The sequence below is a fragment of the Rubripirellula obstinata genome (assembly GCF_001642955.1).
GTDB classification, from domain to species: domain Bacteria; phylum Planctomycetota; class Planctomycetia; order Pirellulales; family Pirellulaceae; genus Rubripirellula; species Rubripirellula obstinata.
Map to the genome: position 1 here is coordinate 31,115 of NZ_LWSK01000038.1, position 18,261 is coordinate 49,375.

Annotated in this window: 11 protein-coding genes; 3 read left to right on the plus strand and 8 right to left on the minus strand. The window is 53.9% G+C overall.

Annotation, left to right across the window (positions count from 1 at the left end):
- Positions 1-241: 241 nt before the first annotated feature.
- The 3 genes from RC85_RS11540 to RC85_RS11550 all read right to left on the minus strand — a co-directional run bounded on the left by RC85_RS11540 (position 242) and on the right by RC85_RS11550 (position 5,549).
- Complete coding sequence (locus RC85_RS11540; RefSeq protein WP_068262684.1) at positions 242-3,427, minus strand: efflux RND transporter permease subunit; 3,186 nt, start codon at positions 3,425-3,427, stop codon at positions 242-244.
- A 109-nt stretch (positions 3,428-3,536) separates the two neighbouring features.
- Entirely contained in the window at positions 3,537-4,844 is a 1,308-nt protein-coding gene (locus RC85_RS11545; protein WP_068262686.1) for an efflux RND transporter periplasmic adaptor subunit, read from the minus strand.
- A gap of 30 nt (positions 4,845-4,874) precedes the next feature.
- Entirely contained in the window at positions 4,875-5,549 is a 675-nt protein-coding gene (locus RC85_RS11550; RefSeq protein WP_200836803.1) for a TetR/AcrR family transcriptional regulator, read from the minus strand.
- An 880-nt stretch (positions 5,550-6,429) separates the two neighbouring features.
- Here RC85_RS11550 and RC85_RS11555 point away from each other — a divergent pair.
- A complete protein-coding gene (locus RC85_RS11555) occupies positions 6,430-9,609 on the plus strand; it encodes an LPS-assembly protein LptD (RefSeq protein WP_068262692.1) in 3,180 nt (1,059 codons plus the stop codon).
- A complete protein-coding gene (locus RC85_RS11560; protein WP_068262695.1) occupies positions 9,602-10,021 on the plus strand; it encodes a diacylglycerol kinase in 420 nt (139 codons plus the stop codon). Before RC85_RS11555 ends, RC85_RS11560 begins: the two co-directional genes overlap by 8 nt.
- On the opposite strand, the gene cutA is transcribed toward RC85_RS11560, so the two are convergent.
- On the minus strand, positions 10,018-10,344 hold the full coding sequence (gene cutA, locus RC85_RS11565; RefSeq protein WP_068262698.1) for a divalent-cation tolerance protein CutA: 327 nt from the start codon (positions 10,342-10,344) through the stop codon (positions 10,018-10,020). The genes RC85_RS11560 and cutA overlap by 4 nt on opposite strands.
- Before the next feature lie 129 nt (positions 10,345-10,473).
- On the opposite strand from cutA, the gene RC85_RS11570 reads away from it, so the two are divergent.
- Positions 10,474-11,391 (plus strand): efflux RND transporter periplasmic adaptor subunit, encoded by a 918-nt coding sequence (locus RC85_RS11570; protein WP_068262724.1) that lies wholly within the window; start codon positions 10,474-10,476, stop codon positions 11,389-11,391.
- Positions 11,392-12,312: 921 nt separating this feature from the next.
- Here the strand turns inward: RC85_RS11570 and RC85_RS26810 are convergent.
- From RC85_RS26810 to RC85_RS28460, 4 genes are all read right to left on the minus strand, one after another.
- Complete coding sequence (locus RC85_RS26810) at positions 12,313-12,480, minus strand: hypothetical protein (protein WP_157593916.1); 168 nt, start codon at positions 12,478-12,480, stop codon at positions 12,313-12,315.
- A 115-nt stretch (positions 12,481-12,595) separates the two neighbouring features.
- Positions 12,596-15,163 (minus strand): ribonuclease E domain-containing protein, encoded by a 2,568-nt coding sequence (locus tag RC85_RS11580; protein ID WP_149752822.1) that lies wholly within the window; start codon positions 15,161-15,163, stop codon positions 12,596-12,598.
- A gap of 233 nt (positions 15,164-15,396) precedes the next feature.
- The gene (locus RC85_RS11585) at positions 15,397-17,649 is read right to left on the minus strand and encodes a carboxylesterase family protein (protein ID WP_235033325.1); all 2,253 of its coding nucleotides are present in this window, start codon (positions 17,647-17,649) and stop codon (positions 15,397-15,399) included.
- A gap of 365 nt (positions 17,650-18,014) precedes the next feature.
- Positions 18,015-18,261 (minus strand): hypothetical protein (locus tag RC85_RS28460; protein WP_238383121.1); only part of this gene is annotated, 247 nt, incomplete at its 5' end.

The window sequence follows — 18,261 nt, forward strand, 5'->3', positions numbered from 1 at the left end:
TCGTCGCTGGAAACGGTGAGGGGAAATTGGGCAAAACGATGGAGGGGCAAAACGATGGTGCGCGTTCATCAAACTCAGTTGAGCTAGCAGGCCGCGCACCATCGTTTTGCCCCTCCATCGTTTTGCCCAAATGACAAGAGGCACGGAAAAAGGGAAGAGAGTTCAGAATTGAAACTCACATCGGCTTACAGAACCGATGATTTTCCCGTTCACTTATTTATCGCTTAAGCTCGACGAAGTTCTATTCCAAAGCTTCGGCGTACGGTCTTGTCAGTAAAATGTACATCGCCGGAATGATGGCGAGCGATAGGATGGTTGAGGCAATCAGGCCGAAGATGATTGCGAAGCAAAGCGGTTCCCACATTGCGTCGCTAAGCGCGAGTGGGATCAGGCCGATGATCGTTGTGATGCTGGTGCTCAAAATCGGTCGCACTCGATCGGATCCGCCTCGCGCCGCTGCGTCGATGACTTCGTAGCCGCGACGAAGGTAACCGTTCATCGTTTCCACCATCACGATCGCATCGTTAACGACAATGCCAATCAACGAGACGACGCCGATCACGGCGGTGAACGAGAACGGCATCTTCAGCAGATAAAAACCGACGAAGGTTCCGGTAAGTGCCAGCGGGATCGTTAACAGGATGATAAACGGCTGAGCGAACGAGCCGAACAGCATGACGAGCAGTGCGAACACAAGAAATAACGCGATCACCATCGCGTATCCCGCGCTGCCAAATGCTTCGGCAGACTCTTCCGCTTCACCACCAAATTTGTATCGGTATCCGCTTGGCCAATTCGCGGCAAGCGAATCGAGTTTGGGGGTCACGTCGCCGATAATTTCCGATGGCAACCGAATTTGATTCTTCGCCGAAACGATAATGCTGCGTTGGCCGTCTTGCCGGGTGATGGAAATCGGACTGGTGCCGACGTTGGAATCCAGTACCGCCATCGCGGGCACGGTGTTGCCGTCTTTCTGAAAAACGCGAACCGACACAAGCTCACTTAGTCGAGTTGGTCCGCCGAGCGATCCGTCGCGACTTGGCCAAGCCAATCCCATTCTGATTTCTAAGTCATCATCGTTGTTGCCAACGACAAACTTGCCGATTTCTTGATCGCCCATCGCGTAACGCACTTGAGAAGCAAGTTCATCATGTGAGATGTCGTAGAAGTCGAGTGCTTCGCGTTTGGGTTTCAATTGAATGTCCACTTGGACGTTGCCAAGATTGTCGCGAACGTCGACCGCACCGGGTGTTTCGCGAAGTACGTTTTGTGCCTGTTTGGAAAGCTCACGCAACGTCTCCATTGAATCACCGATGATCTCAATTTGAATCGGGTCGCCTGCCGACGGTTCCCCAGTTTCGGCTTGCAGGATGACATTCGCACCAGCAAACTTGGCATTGATGGCTTCGACCAGTTCAGCACGCAGACCGTCCACGTAGTCGTACGCGGGAAAGTCTCGCTGATCGCGTGGCAGAAATCGGCAAGAGAACCCGATCAAGTAATCAGCCGTTGTTGGTGCGAGTGCATCACCGAGTGAACCCTGGACCATCGGGCTTTTGCTGCCGACTAGTTTGACAACGTTTTCGAGATACGGTTTTCCTCGAAGTACTTCGCCGACCAGATCGGCGGCTCGTTGGGATTTGTCCAGCGTGGTGCCGGCCGGTAGTTCGACGGTGACGCCAAGATTACGCCCGTCGCGTTTGGAGTACATGGTCGATGGCAGTGTCGAGAAAGCGATGCCGCCGATGACGAACAATCCGAGAGCGAGCACGGTGCTGAGCCCCGCCGTCCAGCGATTCCGCAGAGTCCATCGCTTGCTCCATTGAGCCAACCAGCTTGAAACGTGCATCGACAACCGATCGACCAAGCTATGTTCGTCGCCTTGGTTTTTACTTCGACGCAGCAAGTATCGTGACAATGGCAAGTCAATCGCGATGGCGACGATGAAGCTGCAAATCAAGCACGCGATGGTGGTGATCGGCAAGATACGAATGAACTTTCCCGACGTTCCCGAAATCATGATCAGCGGTGCCAGCGCCAGGATCGTTGTCATCTGGCCGGCGAAAGCGGGCAATGCAAACCGGCGGACCGTCCACATCGCCGATCGCGAAAACGACAGTTTTTCAACATAGACGCCTTCGTGCATGCCTTCCATCATCAAGATAAACACATCGACTAACAACCCAAGTGCCAACACCATCCCGATCAAAACCATTTCATTGAGCGTGTAGCCGAACATCCAAATGAGTGTTAGTGCGCCCATGAAAGCTACGGGAATCGACAGCCCGGCAATCAGTGCTTCTCGCCACGAAAGCATCAGCAGCAGGACGAAGAACACGCACAGCATCGCTTGCCAACCATTGTTGAACACTCGCAACAACGATTCCCAAATCTGTTCGGACTGGTCGGTGGTGAAGCGTACTTCCAAACCAAACGGCCAGTCAGTCGCTGTTTGTGCATCGGCGATGGCGGCCTTGGCATTTTCGATGGCAATCAATGCGTCAGCGGCGGGAACTTTGGTGAGCGAAATCTCGATGCTCCGGCGAAACGGTTCGCCTTGGTCGCTGAGGAATGCCCGCGTTTGTTCACGTTCCAAATCGCGGCGAACATCCGCGACTTCGGCCAGTCGAATGACACGGCCGGATTGCCCAAGTCGATCGACTGGCAGCCTTCGAAGCTCTTCAATATCGCGAAAACGCCCGACCATGCGAAGCGCTCCACCGAGCTGATCGCTTTCAATTTCACCCCAAGGCATATCGCGGTTGGCGGACTGGATTCGATCGCGGACCTGAGTCGGCGAGATGCCCAGGGCAATCAAACGTTCGGGCAGCAACTGAACTCGGATTGCTTCTTTGCGAAGTCCGCCAATTTTGACTTCGTTGACGCCCGCAACCTTTTCCAAGCGGTCTTCCAGGTCAGTGGCGGTGCGACTGAGGATTGCGGAATCGACGTCGCCATACAGAACCAACGTCAACATGGGACGATCGTCAACCGAGATTTGATTGACGGTCGGTTTTTCTGCGTCACGAGGAAGTTCCGCCTCGGCGTCGTTGATCTTGGATCGCAGTCGTTGCATCGAGTCATTGATATCGGCCGTAGCAACGAACTCAACGGCAATCAACGAATAAGAATCGAACGAGGCGCTACTGTACTTTTTAAGTCCCTTCAAGCTGGAGAGCTCATTCTCGATCTTCTCCGTGACCTCCTGTTCAATCGTCTGCGGATCCGCTCCTGGCCAAAATGTCGAAATGGTGGCTTGAGGAATTGCAAGGTCAGGCAACGACTCTTTGACTAGCGACATGTAAGCAAACACACCACCGACCACAAACAAGACCAGCAGCAATAGTCCAACGACCGGACGCAGGATAAAGAATCGTTCCAGGCCAGTCGCTTCGCTGACGGTGGGAATGTGTTGTTGAGTTGTCATCGACTGATCCAGTGATCTCGAAGGTAGCGAAAGTCGCCAAGACTTTCGGCCACGGCAATGGGCGAAACCGAAACGCTTGACGCGTTCCGCTACGGGACAAAATCTGCGGTTAATCTGCCCCACTGATCACAGAAACGGGAGTTCCATCGACCAACTTGTAGCGACCGTCTGTGACGATCATTTCATCCGCCTTTACACCACTGGCGACTTCATAGCGAGACAGACCGCGTATGCCGAACGTCACGCTGCGTCGCTCAACCGATTGCAAACTGGGTTGATACACAAACACATACGGACGATTTTCTTCGTACAAGAACGCATCAAGCGGAGCGATGATCGCGTCGTCCGATTCCTCCGTCGCGATCCAGCAGGTAACGAACATGCCATCACGCAGGCTTTCCACGTTCCCCGTGGTGCGGATCTTTACTTGCACACTGCGGCCGCCTGGATTGATGGCCGGATTGACCGAATAGACTTCCGCGGACGCCTGCCACGCCGCTTCGGTATTGGTCGCCCCGTTCGTCTTGCCTTCCAGCGTTCCCAGGATCGTTTGGTCGGCGGTTCCACCGGGAAGCACGATCACCTTTTGACCGACTTTGATTCTCTCGGCGTCAAACGAGGGTACATCAACGATCACCTCGTACTGCGACGGGTCGATGACAACAAACGGAATCGTTGACAACGCTTCAGATTCGCTTGAAGTCTTGACAAAGTTCTGCGTGAAATAGAATCCTTCCTCGATGTTCATGTAGGCCACGATGCCGTCGATCGGGGAAACGATTTGAGCGTTTTCAAGATAGATTTGAGCCTGTTTTAATTTGGCTTCCGCGACAGCGATGTTGGCACTGAGCGAACGAGCACGGGCTTTGGCCGATTGCACTGCCGACTCGGCATTTTCCATCGCTGCTTTGGCTTCTTCGAGTTCTTGTTTTGACGATGCGTTTTGCCGATAGAGTTGTTGAGCACGTTCGTATTGCCGACGCTGCAAGGTTGATGATGTCTTCGCTTGATCAGCATCGGCCAAAGAGGCTTCGACTTGGGTTTTCGCGTCTTGGATCGTCGCCATCGCGGCGTCCACATCGGCTGCAAAAGTTCGTTTGTCGAGTTCCGCAAGAATGTCGCCCTTCTTGACTGGGGTGCCCGGTTTTTCAGGCGTGACTTTTGTAACCCGGCCAGTTGCCTCGAAGGTCAGGTATTCGCGTTGGGCGCTTCGCGCGGTGCCTTCGGCAAACACCCAAGCTTGGATAGGCCCGCGAGTGGCGGGAACAACTTTGACGGATAATCGCGAAGGCGAAACGTCAACTGCAACCGGTGAAGGATCACTGGCGGATTCGCTCTGCTGTGAATACCAGAAAACGACACCGCCGGTTGCTGCGACGAACGCGAGGATGGTGATCGATTTAAGGATGCGTTTCAAGGATTTTGTCCGGTGATGAGACTCTGTGATTTAACTGTTTCGTGGCTTTCGTTTTGACTTCGAATTTTCCGGCGTTAGCCCTGCCAAAAAAATCTCCATCGCCGCATCCACGCGCGCGACCAACTTTGATTTGCCACCTTCCAGGCATCCGCTGATGACACTGCCGTAGATCAAGTCGGAGTAAGCGTTGGTTGCAATGGTCGGATCAACGACTCGGATTTCACCACCGTCGATCGCGGCTTTGATCAGTTCGTCGACGCCCGCCCGGTTCTCGGCGCGGTGCATCAGGTGCGATGGGAAAACGGTCTCACGAAACTCGGCCCGCTCTTGGATCATGATTTCAACGGCTTGCGGTGTGCGTTGATAGAACAGCGCGACCGCCGAGGCGATTTGGCGAAGCGTTTCAATCGCACCATGCTGCTGCACCAGTTGCTGAGACGCCTGTTCGCCCCCCAGTTCCTTCAAAACAAATTGCCCCAGCATTTCGAGACAGTGCTTGGCCGTTGCTAAAAACAATTGCTCTTTGTTGCCAAAATGCCGATAAACGGTGCCTTTGCCGACACCCGCCAAGTCCGCGATCACCTGAACGTCGGTGCCCCCAAAACCCTCCTTGGCAAAGACCCTCATCGAATTGCCCAATATATTGTTCCTCTTCTTTTGGGCCTTCGCAGACAGTGCTTTCAATTCGTTTTCGGTCTTCTTCACGCTCATTTTCCAAATCAACACGACACAACAAACAAAACGGACTTGTCCGTCCGTTTACCCAGCTTAGCATCGGCGAAGATCGAGTCAATGCTGAACCCCTTTTTTCGAAAGACGCTTTGCCAGCACAGAGATTGCCGCCCTGGATTTCGGTAGCCACTGTGTTCCCCATGTCGCTGTGTTCCCCAGGTCGCTGTGTTCTAGGCACTGCGATCGATCACCAAGCAACTTTCACTCAAGCGCAACTTAGTTTCGTACCTTAACTTCTTACGACGCATTTGCCGTTTGGGAACTATCCCGAAATGACTTCCCGATTTTCCCGTAGCTAGCAGGCTGTCGATATAATCAGTTTGAGGCCACGTTTCGTTTAACAGTCAGCCGAAGGCGTACTCGAAGGGTGGATAGTACGCCTTCGGCTGACTGTTAAACGATTAAATCGACAGCCTGCTAGCCCGCCAGGGTTCAGTCCATCAGGAGCTGTAACCGACTGAACCCTGGCGGGCCCAGCTACGAAAGATTTCGACAAACCGAAAAGTTGTTTCGTGGCAGTTCCTAAATGGATACCCACTCTTGGGACCGACTCAAACAAACTAACTGACAGCAATTGTGTGCTTACCCTTCTTCCTTTGCTGCTTCGCTCGGCATGAAGGGTTGTTTGTTCTTGTGAAGTTTGGCAAGGGCGTGAAACTCGGCGAGCTAGACTTCCTAGAGTGCCTCGTCTTCCTTGGCTTTGGAATTTATTGCAGGCATCCGCTTGAGAATCAGGGTTGCGGCTGTTTTCGACGTTGTGAGCAGGGGAATCCAATCCGTACACTCCGGCGGAATCTACTGCGTGGGTACGCAGTCACCAAATCCCCGAAACAGGAGGAAATGTCGAGGCTTGGTGAATTGGCTCAGCACGATCGCTCTCTTTCGCAACCGCTTGAAACGTTCACAATGTGTTCAAGCGTTCGCTGCTGCGCGGTTTGTTAAAGTCGTCTTTCGCTCCGCGAAAGTAACGGTCCACGCAACTTTCGCGGAGCGAAAGGCGACATTCGTTTGCCGCTCCAGCCCAGTTCAAACGCTGATCGCTTTCGCGTTGCTGTTTGCCATGATGAACAGCTTCAATTCTTCTGTGGCGTTGTCGCAGAATCCAGAAATTGCAGAAGCCGAAGTTAGTGCGCAACCCATTCAGGTTAGTGGTAACACTGTCTGGCGTTGGCAGGTTGATGGTGCTGATGCATCGATGCTGCAAGGCGATTGTTATTTACAGCACGAAGGCCGATCCATTTCTGCGGAACGGATTTTGATCTTGGTGGATGGGCCGATTGGAAATGTGCGACATCGAATCGCGGCCGAAGGTGTCGAGGGATCCGAAGAATCGCCGGTCATTTGGACGACCACGACCATGGCCGACCCATTGGTCCAGGCCCCGCATTTTCGCGGCTCGCCCGATTCAGCCCCGGCACTCTTGCAGACATTGATCGCTTCGACAGCAGCCACAACTGCGAACGCCGCGACAGATCAAATTCAACAGGTTCAGTTCTCTGAGCCAATTCAAAACGGATTCCCCGATTCCTCTTTGCAGCCACCAGCCGAGAACGTTCCCGAGAGTCCACGTTTCTACGTCGGTGGCGGGACACAGTCGATTGAAATTCGCGGACGCAGTGCTTCGTCGGCAATCACATCGCGAACCATTGATCGACCTGAAACCGGCGAGACGATCATTGCGGCACAGGGCGGCGTTACCGTCTTGGTCAGAGATGTGAGCGCGACGCTGACCGATGGACAGATGATCGAATTGGGCACCATCTCGCTGTCCGCCGATCGCATCATCTTCTGGTCTCCAAGATTCGTTGACGTTTTCAACGGGTCACAAGACTTGTCGTCGGGCGATGGCGAACTTTACTTGGAAGGCGATATCGTTTTTCGGCAAGGCGAACGAATCATCTACGCTCAATCGATGTACTACAACGTGGCGCAGCAGCGTGGCATGGTGTTGGACGCTGAAGCGATCACGACTGTTCCCGATTATCAGGGCATCGTGCGATTAAAAGCAAAGGTGTTGCAACAAGTCAGCGCGGGCAACTTCCAAGCGTTCGATGCAGCCGTCACGACTAGTCGCATGGGCGTGCCGAGGTATTGGCTACAGAGTCAACGATTGCAGTTGACCGATCGGCAAAACTTGACCACCGATCCGACCACGGGCGTGCAGCGTTTGGATCGCGACCCGTTCATCGAAAGCAACAATAACTTTGTCTACGTTGCCGGCGTTCCGGTTTTCTATTGGCCAACGCTGGCAACCAGTTTGCAGGAACCGTCGTACTTTGTTTCCGGAGTGGATGTCGGCAGCGACAGCATTTTCGGAACTCAGGTCATGCTTGATTTCAATCTGTTTCAACTTTTTGGAATCGCGAACGCTCCGCCGGGCGTCCAATGGGAATTATCGACCGACTACTTCAGCGACCGTGGTCCGGCGCTGGGCACCTCGCTTCGATACGACCTGCCAGGACTGTTTGGTGTTCCCGGTAACGCACGCGGCAATTTCGATGCGTGGGGAATCTACGACACGGGCTTGGATAACCTTGGTTCCGACCGACGCGACCTTGACCCTGAATCGACACTGCGAGGACGCGGTTTGCTGAGGCATCGACAATTCTTGTCCAACGACTACGAATTGATCGCCGAAGTTGGGTACCTGAGTGATCGCAACTTCTTGGAACAGTACCTGGAAAACGAGTGGGACCAAGACGTTGATCATCAAACAGGTCTGCGGCTGCGGAAGTATCTGGGCAGTAATCTGATTGACCTGTCCGCTCAGGTGCAAACCAATGATTTCTACACTCAAACCGAACGGCTTCCTCAGTTAGACCATTACCTGCTTGGCGGATCGCTGTTCGCCGACCGGTTTACCTATTCAGCTCATAACCAGGTTGGTTACAGTCGTTTAAATGCAGCAGAATTACCGACCAATGCGGCTGAGGCTGCCGAATACTCTCCTGTTCCCGGCGATATCGATGCGCAGGGAATCATCGCGTCAACGAAACACGAAATCGCATTGCCGTTCGAGTTGGGGGCATTAAAACTGGTTCCCAACGTCGCGGGCGAGGCAACCCATTACGGCGAGGCGGTCGATGGCGACTCATTGACACGACTGGTCGGGCAAGCCGGCATCCGAGCTAATTTGCCGATGTGGCGAGTCGATCCGACCATTCAAAGCAGCCTGTTGAATGTTCGCGGTCTGGCCCACAAGGTGGATTGGACGGCGGAGTATTTCTTTGCCGACAGCGATACCGGTCGCGACGAAGTTCCGTACTACGATCCGTTGGATGACAACGCGCAAGAACAGTTTCGCCGTCGTTTTATCGGCGATGTTTTCGGCGGAGTTCTACCCGATCGATTTGACCCACGAACTTACGCTTTCCGAAACGGAATTCAGCGAGGTGTAACCAGTCCCAGCGACGTGATCGTGGATGACCTGCAACAAATTCGTCTGGGAGTCCATCAGCGTTTCCAAACTAAGCGAGGTTTGCCAGGCCGCGAACGGATCACGGATCTGTTTCAGTTTGATGTCGATACGATCTTGTTCCCCGAAGCGGATCGCGACAACTTTGGTGAAAACGTGGGGCCGACAACTTATGACATGCGTTACCACGTTGGCGATCGCGTCACGTTGCTGAGCGATGGGTACATCGACTTCTTTGACGACGGCCTGCGTTCGATCAGTGCAGGGATTCGCAGCAGCCGACCGGGTGTTGGCGACGTTTACGTTGGGTTGTTGTCCATCGAAGGACCGGTCAGCAGTACCGTTTTGCGAAGCACGTTGGATTATCGACTCAATGAAAAATGGATCGCTTCGGCTGGCAACACTTATGACTTTGGTGAGATCGGAAACGTCGGTCAATCGCTTGCGTTGACTCGCATCGGCGAATCGTTCTTGGTACGTTTGGGAGTCAACGTGGACTCGGGGCGTGACAATGTTGGGTTTGGTTTTTCGATCGAGCCACGGTTCTTTCCACGTCCGAAACTTGGCCGCGTTGGCGGTCAGCTCATTCCACCACCAGGAGTCGAAGGTCTTGAGTGATCCGCTTGACCCCAATCATCGCGTCACGGGAGTCCAGTGGCGAAACAAATTCGGTTACGCCTTCGCCGGCATTCGCGATAGTTTTCTAACTCAAGCCAGCTTTTGGGTTCACCTGCCGGCTGCGGTGGTTGTGATCGCGTTGGCTGCTTTCTTACAACTTGAATCTTGGCGCTGGGCGGTTTTGATCCTGTGCATCGCGATCGTCATCGCTGCAGAATTGTTTAACACGGCGATGGAACAAGTCGTTGTCGTTCTGCACCCGGTTCGCGACCCAAGAATTGCCAGGGCGCTGGATGCCGCGGCTGCGTCGGTATTAGTGGTGGCTGTCGCGTCGGTCGCCGTGGGATTGATCGTGCTTGGTCCACCGCTTCTGGAATGGCTCGGTGTGCTTGGAAACGATGGTGATCTTTAAGTGGTTTGATCCACGACCCAAGTACGGTAACCGTCGCTTGCATCGTCGATTGCGACATAGATGATTTCCGGTTCGTCGTAGGGGTGTAGTTTGGCAAGCTTTGCTTTCAGGCCTGGCCAAGCTTTGCAGGACGTTTTGATCATCAAGCGGAACTCGGTGGACTTCTGCACTTCGCCGGCCCAGCGGTAATAACTGGTGACCGGACCCGCGATTTGCACGCACGCTGCCAAGCATTGATCAACGAGACTTTGCGCCAGTCGATCTGCGTCTTTCTCGTTAGCGACCGTGGTCATTACCATCGCAAGCTGACCTGAATCGTCCATCGCAGTGAACCCTCAAACATGTTGATTGAAAATTTGGAAACCGGCGTCTTGGCATTAGTATCGACACCCGCTTTCAAAACGAGTTTACTTAGTTCAAACGACACTCCCCACTGTTTTGGCCGAATCAACATGCTCAAAACCCGAAAAAAGCTACCTTTCCGTCAGAAAGCCGGGCACTTTCGCTTCGCTGGAATCGCGATCGTCGCCTTGGCACCGATCGTGGCATTGGCCGCCGACGGCGACACCGTCATCACGATCCCGGAGGCTCAGCTTTCCCTGATTCAGAACACCTTGATCGCGGCACCCATGGCGGGCGTCGTCGATGAGGTGATGGTAACCGAAGGTGATCGCGTCACGCCGGGGCAGAACATGGTTCAGCTAAATGCCGATCAGGTCACCACCGAACTGCGAGCCGCGGAAGCCGCATCCCAGGCGGCGCAACTGGAAGCCGGCAACGATGTTGATGCTCGTTATGCGGCGCGAACGTTGGAAGTTCGTCAGAGAGAACTTCAACAGAACATCGAAGCCAACGAAGGGTTTGCCGGTGCGATCAGTGACACTGAAATTGAAAAATTGAAGTTGGTGGTCGATCAATCGCAACTCGCGATCGAGCAAGCCAAACATGATCTGCAAGTCGCCGCGGCCGCTGCGAGAGAAAAATCCGCCGCTGCTGAAATCGTGAAAGCTCGCTTAGAAAAACACTCGATCAAGGCACCCATCGAATCACAAGTGGTCGAAATTGATGTGCAACCCGGACAATGGGTGGAAGCTGGCAAACCGGTGGTGCGACTGATTTCATTGGACCCGATCCGCGCCGAGTGTTTCGTCGATGGTCGCAAGCATGGGGACGATCTAGTCGGTCGCCAAGTCGAGTTCACGATGGCAGAAACAGTTGGAACATCACCGACGCAAACGCTGGTTGGCGAAGTTGTCTTTGTATCACCCGAAGTTCATCCGGTGACCGGTCAGGCACGGTTGTGGGCAACGCTGAAGAACCCAAGTAACAAAGGCCGCGCGGGAATGCGCGGTGCGCTAACGATCAAGTGACTTCACTTTTTCCGCGTAGCTGGTACCGCCAGTGTTCAGTCCAACGCCGTGAAGAGTTTTTGTCCCGGAAAAATCGTGTTAGTTCGTTTAGCCGCGTGGGCATCGCCCCGCGCGTTTGGGCCAGCACAGCGCGCGGAGCGATGCCTGGACCGCTAAATCTTTTGTATTGACATAGTATTTTGAAATTCAGAATTTGTTCTGCTTTCAGTCCAATGCGGCCATTCGAATCGTCGGAGGCAACTCGATCAATTTCCGTCCGGGCTTGTCCCGAATGGCGTGGACTTAAGGAAAATAGAGTTGGTTTCACAGAGCCCGCTTTCCTGCTTCCGTCCCGGCTTGTCCGGGCGGGGCGTGCAAGTGGCAGCTACCTCTAGCGACCACGCGCTCGTTCACCCCACTCCCACGAATCGCCAGAGGCGATTCGTGGGAGTGGGGTGAAATTTGTTTTGGAATTCCGTTGTAGCTTCCAGTTGTTATCCCCGCCGAGACAAGCTCGACGGAAGAAGGTTTCACGCATTGAATTCCTTAAGTCCACGCCATTCGGGGCAAGCCCGGCGGAAGCAGTCACCATCGCGATGAGAATAAAACCTGCGCAAACGAGAACTGCTGCAACCCCAAACTTTGAGCGGACCAGGCTAAGCTCGCTTGCACGGATTTCTCATCCGGCTCACTAACCTCAGTGGATTGCTCTTTCGCGATCTCGTACAACCGTCTCGCGGATTCCAATTGCTGTTCTCGTAAAACTTGAAGCATGGATGCCTTCTTCTTCTCAATCTCCAGATCCGCAGCGGTTGGGTCGGGTTCTAGTTGTTTCGATAGAACATGGGATTGCCTGATTGGGTTGGGTGTAAAAGTAGGCCGTAGCGAGCGGAGCGAGTTACGGCGTTGCGTCATGCCGTAACTCGCTCCGCTCGCTACGGCCTACTGAAGCAAATCTTCGATTTCAATTTCAACATCTTTCAACATTGACTCGATTTCGCTTTCAGTCGGCACGCCAACGGCACGCGAATTCTGATCCGACACAAACCAAACCAAACCGGCGATCAACATCGTCTTAAGCTGACCGCGGAGGTTGCCAGCGACCTGCACGTAGCTGATCCCGCCAGGGTTCAGTCGAGCTTGATCCGATCGTGGACTGAACCCTGGTGGGATCAGCTACGGAAATTAGCGGTGAATCCGCTCCGCGGGTGACGGCCTGCGTTTTTCAGTCAGCGCTGCGCATCACAGACACGGTCAGGTCGCCGGTCGATGCGGCATCGGCTTGTTTAGGCGATGTGATGAGCATCAATCGTTGGCCTGTGCGTGCATCTCTCAAAGAACAAGCCAATGCTGTTTCGACGTCCGTTAGTAGAATTTGCCAACGCAACGAATGTTTGCCTGCGCGAATCAGCAAGCGAGTTGAATTGCTGATCTGATCCAGTTCAAGCGGTTCCCCATCGAGTAGCGCCGCTTCACGAATTGTTTCAGACGGTGGCGATAAGGCCAGAACCACCCATTGATCGTCGTCGCAGCTAAATTCGCCTTCAAATTCGATCAAGGCATCTTTCAACGGTCGTCGAAGCTGCTTTGCGATCGAATGGAGCATCGCTGGTGTGATGCCAACGTCAAGTTGATAACGAATGCGAACGCCTAAATCTTCGCCATCAACTTTGATCCGTCCGACCAACCAATCGTTGGTTGTTTCGGTGCTGGTTGTTTCGGTGCTGGCTGCAGAATCGGGAGCCTGCTTTGGCATCTCGCTTGATGGCGGCTTGGTTTCTGCGATTGCAGAGACCGATACCACGTTGCTTGGATTGGCGCGTTGCTGGTTCAGCTTCAAATGCAACGGTAGTTCCTGCAAGATCGTTTCGGTTCTCTGCTTTGCGTCTGACTGGGCGACCGCCGCGGCCCGAACAGATGATTGTTCCAGCAATTCGATGGCGTGCAGTCGTAGCTGATTGGCTGAGCGACCCGACAAACGATTGGCTGCGTCGTTCCAGCGGTCAGCTAGATCCGCCCAAGCGATCGGATCCGAAAGAAAGGCATCGCTTGTGTGCATTTCCAATTCCGACTTGGCTAGAGCAGCCAATCGCGGGTCCGAAGTTTCTGCGAGGAAGCGTAGCCCTTGGCACCAATCGCCGAGCACCAAACAGTAGTATCGGCCCAGCGAACTGCCGCCGCTGACATCGGTTGGAATGGATTCGACTTGTCCGTGAAGTCGCATCACTCTTTGGGCAGTCGTCGAGAGACGTTCAGCGTACTTGAGCGATTTTTGGTAGCTGGCAATCAGCGATACGATATCGTTCACGTCGGAATCATTGCCTTCGACTTGGTCAATAGCAAACAAATCAGATCGCTGCTGGATCGATGCTAGTACTTCGCCGGCCTGGTCGAGTGCTTCGCGTTTGATCAGGGATTCGATCAAACCGAACCCGGCAAAAAAGAACTGGTTCAAGTCTTCCGGCAAAGTCACGTGCTCAGAAGCATCGATGTAGGACTGTTTCCAGACGTCAGCTTCGTCAATCTTGTAAGCAGCCAATCGCGACGTGACGCTGGCTAGTGATACAGGGTTTGAACCTGATTCCAACCATTCAAAACTACCCAACATTGATGCAGCGGTGAAATGATCGACTGATCCCGGTGAAAAATCGGCTTGAGCGTCAATGATCCAATCGCGAATCGTTTTGAAGTTGACGCTACTGATGCTTGCGCCGCCAGCGTTGATCGATTGCAGGATCCTTCGCCGAGCGATTGCAATGTCCTCGGGATGCGGAACAGGAAACAGTTCCTGCGATACGCTTGGCGATGGTTCGACAACTTCATCGGAGGCGATTGCCGTCACTTCGGGTGATGCTGAATCCGTCGATTCCAAGTCCATTGCTTCGGCGTCGTTCGATTCCAATGCAACCGCTTCTGGATCGATGGCAAGGTGTTCGGCGACTTTGGGGATCGAAGCGATTGCAAATTCGGGTTCGACGATTGTGTCTTCGATGACCTCCACTGGGACCTCCACTGGATTGGGAAGTGGAGACGCTGGAATGCTCGATTGCGTTTGTACTGGTGGGCTGCGGTCTTGCTTGATCGATGCGACTGCGGTCGTTGTCTGGGGCAAAGTTTTTGGCAAAGTGCTGGGCAAAGTGCTCGGCAGGGACTTCCATCCCAACACCGAACCCACCAGGATTCCCATCGCGGCCATGGACGACCCAATCCAGACGCTTCGGTTTGAGTTGTTCCGTTGTCGTCGAATTCGAGTGCCCGATGCTAAGTCGCGATCATCGAGACTTAGTTGCCAGATTTCGGCGTCATTGAGTTGCGTTGTCGGTGTCTCAAAAGCGTCATTGCTGATGTTCGGATTGCTGAAAGCACTTGAAACTGGCGGTGGAACAGGCTCGGCAGCCTCCAATCGTTGTGTCGATAGCTCTGGTTTGGTGGCATCGAAACGGGTTGCCCCCGCCGCGGTCAAAGCGAGCGGAAGGATTCGCCCGATGTAGGCTCGCTGGTGAGCGTTGGGTCGCAACCTTGGATCCAACAGCCGATAAGTCGACGTCACCACTCGCGAGAGCTGCAACCAAGAATCGTTCCAATTTGCATCTTCACCGAATGCCCGGATTTCGTTTTCTTCGCTGTCGCTTAGCTCGTTAAACGACGACGCCAACAATTCATTCGCCAAGGGCAATGCGTTACGAGATGCCGCGCCACGAATGACGCTCAAGCGAACCTCGTTTGGACGCACTCCTAAACGCCGAAAATCTTCGACATTCAAATCTCTCGATATTGCGGTTTGACGTGACATGGTTTGCGAATCGAATCGCGGCTTTACTCAACACTTTCAATAGGAACTGGAATACCGGTTCGGCAATCCGAACCCCGATATTATCGCATGGTCGAGCTACCTAAACTGATTTTGTTTGGCGTGAAAATGGAGATTGATCGGGATAATGGACTCGGTTCGCTAGGATGCCCCTAAATCGCGTCTAAGGGGACTGAAATTGAACCAAGTCACCGCCTGGAATGCCGGGAAACTGGCTAAGGGAGGTCGATTTGCATCCAAAACGCTCGTTTTCGGTCGGCTCGACGGCGAGCGTCCTCCAGCATCGTCTTTAGATCGCCGTCAAAGTCATGGTAGGACGGTCGGGTGCCGTATCGGACGACAATTTGCTGCGACATGTCGATGATCCCTTTCATCGGCCTCAGTCCCAAGCGAATTCGGTCGCTGGGTGCTTTGCTGACTCGAACCTGGTTTCCCGTTCCAATCGATCCAGCGACGGTGCCCGAGCGGATTCGCGATGCCTGATCCCACAGGATCGGATTTATGTCGACGCCAGGCTTCAGTTCGCCAAGTTCCAGCCACCAAAAAAACTGATCGCCGCGTCGCATCGTGTTGACTTCAAATTCTTGCGGCATCGGTCGACGCTGGTGCTGCTTCGTTTTCATCCACTCGAAGAGCCGCGGGATTTCATCGTAGAAAAATTCGCGTCCGCGGCCTCGGTACATGATCACCAACGCATCGTGATGGAACGACATGTAATCGTCCAAAATCGCACTCGCGCCCGCGTCAACGTTGCCATCCAATTCACCCATCAACAAGTACATCGGAACGAACCGAGCATTGGGTTCGTAATGATGAATGGTTTTGTCAGGATTCGCGCTGATCGAAATCATGCCAGCCCAAAGGTCAGGGTGCGCTAACGCGATGTCCCATGCCGCGGTCGCTCCCTCGCCGTGACCGGCAATAAAGATCCGGTCCGAATCGATGCTGCACCGCCGCATCGCGTCTCGCATTGCCACCAAGACGCGTTCGTGTTCGGCGGGTGTGTATTCATAAGTCCGCTGAGTATCGCGGCTCCACAACGGCGCGACCACTACGAAACCATTTCTGGCCGCGTGCCCCAACCGAGCTTTGGATTCGCTGTTGTAGATTCCTGACCACCAATCAATCTGGTCTTTGGGGTCGCCGCCGGCCGCGTGAAGAGCGACGACGCACGGATAGGATCGCAGCGGGTTGTATTCGGGCGGAAGTTGCACCAGGTATCGGGCTCGTTCGGTCTCGACGCGAAAGTAGCCTTCGATTTCTTCGCTCTTGGATTCATCCGGCCAGGGAAGTGTTGGTTTTAACAGTGGCAACATTCGGTCAACGTATTCCGGTAACGCGCCTTCCAGGTTTTTTAAAGCAACCAAGATTGATTCCCGACGCGCCGCATCGACACAACTTAAATACTCAGCAACCAGATCACGAACTTGGCCGAGCGAAGCGGCGATGGCTAGGTTTTGAACACCGGAACCTGAACCGAGCAACCAGCCGCTGATGGCAAGTGCCACGCGATCTTCGATTGCAATCGTTTCGGCATCTTTTAGCCGCGTGTAGTCGCTAAGCCTGACAAGCGTATCGGCCGACAGTTCCTTTTCGATTTCATCGACGATGCTGGCAATCTTGGCGGCTTGGCCATCGGGCAATTGCTTGACCTGCTTGCGAAGCTGGACGACAAGATCTTTGCAGTCTTGTTCTTTTTGATTCAAGTCAGCAATCGCGTCTTGAACCTTTAGCCGAGTGATACGGCCAACATCATCGGTGGGGAAGTTCTTTAGAATTCCCTTGGCGAGTTGATATTGCCCCGCCTCGGCTCGCAGCTCCGCTTCATCGAGTAGTTGTGATGCTTGTCGCTGCGTTAAACCAATCAATTGTTTTTCGAGAGACTCTTCTTCGGGGAAGTCGCGGATTGTTTCTTTGAGTGCATCCTTTGCGTCGCTAAAACGACCGGCGGCGATGTAGAAACGAACGACTTCAAGTCGCCCATTCAAGTCCGTTCGGTCGATTCGGTTGGCAAAGACTTGGTTCAGTGACGATGACGGCAATGAACTGGTTGCAACACGCATGTCCCACAGCAACGTGGGTTGTCCCTGTGCTGGTTTGAGTGCGATCAGTCGTGCGTATCGAGGATTGATTTCTCGGATTCCTTGAATCACATGAACCGGCCCCTTGGGGCCACTCATTCGCAATTCGCGTCGGCCAAATTCATTGAATGGGGAAATCGCCAGAATGTTGCCCAGACCCGCGACCAACTTTCCGCCCAGCGGTTTGGGTTGCCAGATTTCAATCGACTGGGCGAGGTTGGGTTGTTGGACCGGCGGCGCGATGACCATCGATTTGCCGTGGATGTATTGGCGTCGCAGTCCATCGTCGATCAACCAGATCGGTCGCACGTTGACTTGGTTGGCCGCGGCGGCACCAAAGCCCTCTTTGAGAGACGCAATTTCCGCCTTGGATCCACGCAAAACCATGCCGTTGCGAAGCTGAAAGACTTGTTCGGCAAAAGCGGTTTGTGTGATCAGGCAGATTGCAAAGATGGCTAGCAGGAAAGCCCGCTGGGCTAGGGAGAACGTCCGGCTTAGGACCGTGTTTTGCGAACTCTCTCGTAGCTGGGCCCGCCAGGGTTCAGTCGGGTAGAGCTGCTGATGGACTGAACCCTGGCGGGCCCAGCTACGGGAAAACTGGGAAGTTATTTCGGAACAGTTCCTTAGGACCGTCGGAACAAGAAGTGACGGGACACTTGGTAGCGAAAGTCGCCAAGACTTTTGGTTTGTGGAGTTGCCGAAACTCTTGGCGAGTTTCGTTAGGCCATTTATTGTTCCGACGATCCTTAGGATCAAGTACGACGACAGGCCAGTATCTTCAGGTCCAGTATCTTCAGGTCCGGTATCTTCAGGTCCGGTATCTTCAGGTCCGGTATCTTCAGTTCTGGAGGGCAGAAAGCTGGGTGCCGGTGGTGTTCGCCACCGGAAACATGGCGATCGGAACGGTTGTGAATAGTCCCGGCGGGACGGAAGCCCTCTGCCGGGGATGCAAATCCCCGGATGGCGGCGCTGAATCTCCCCCATTCTCTGGCTCGGTTA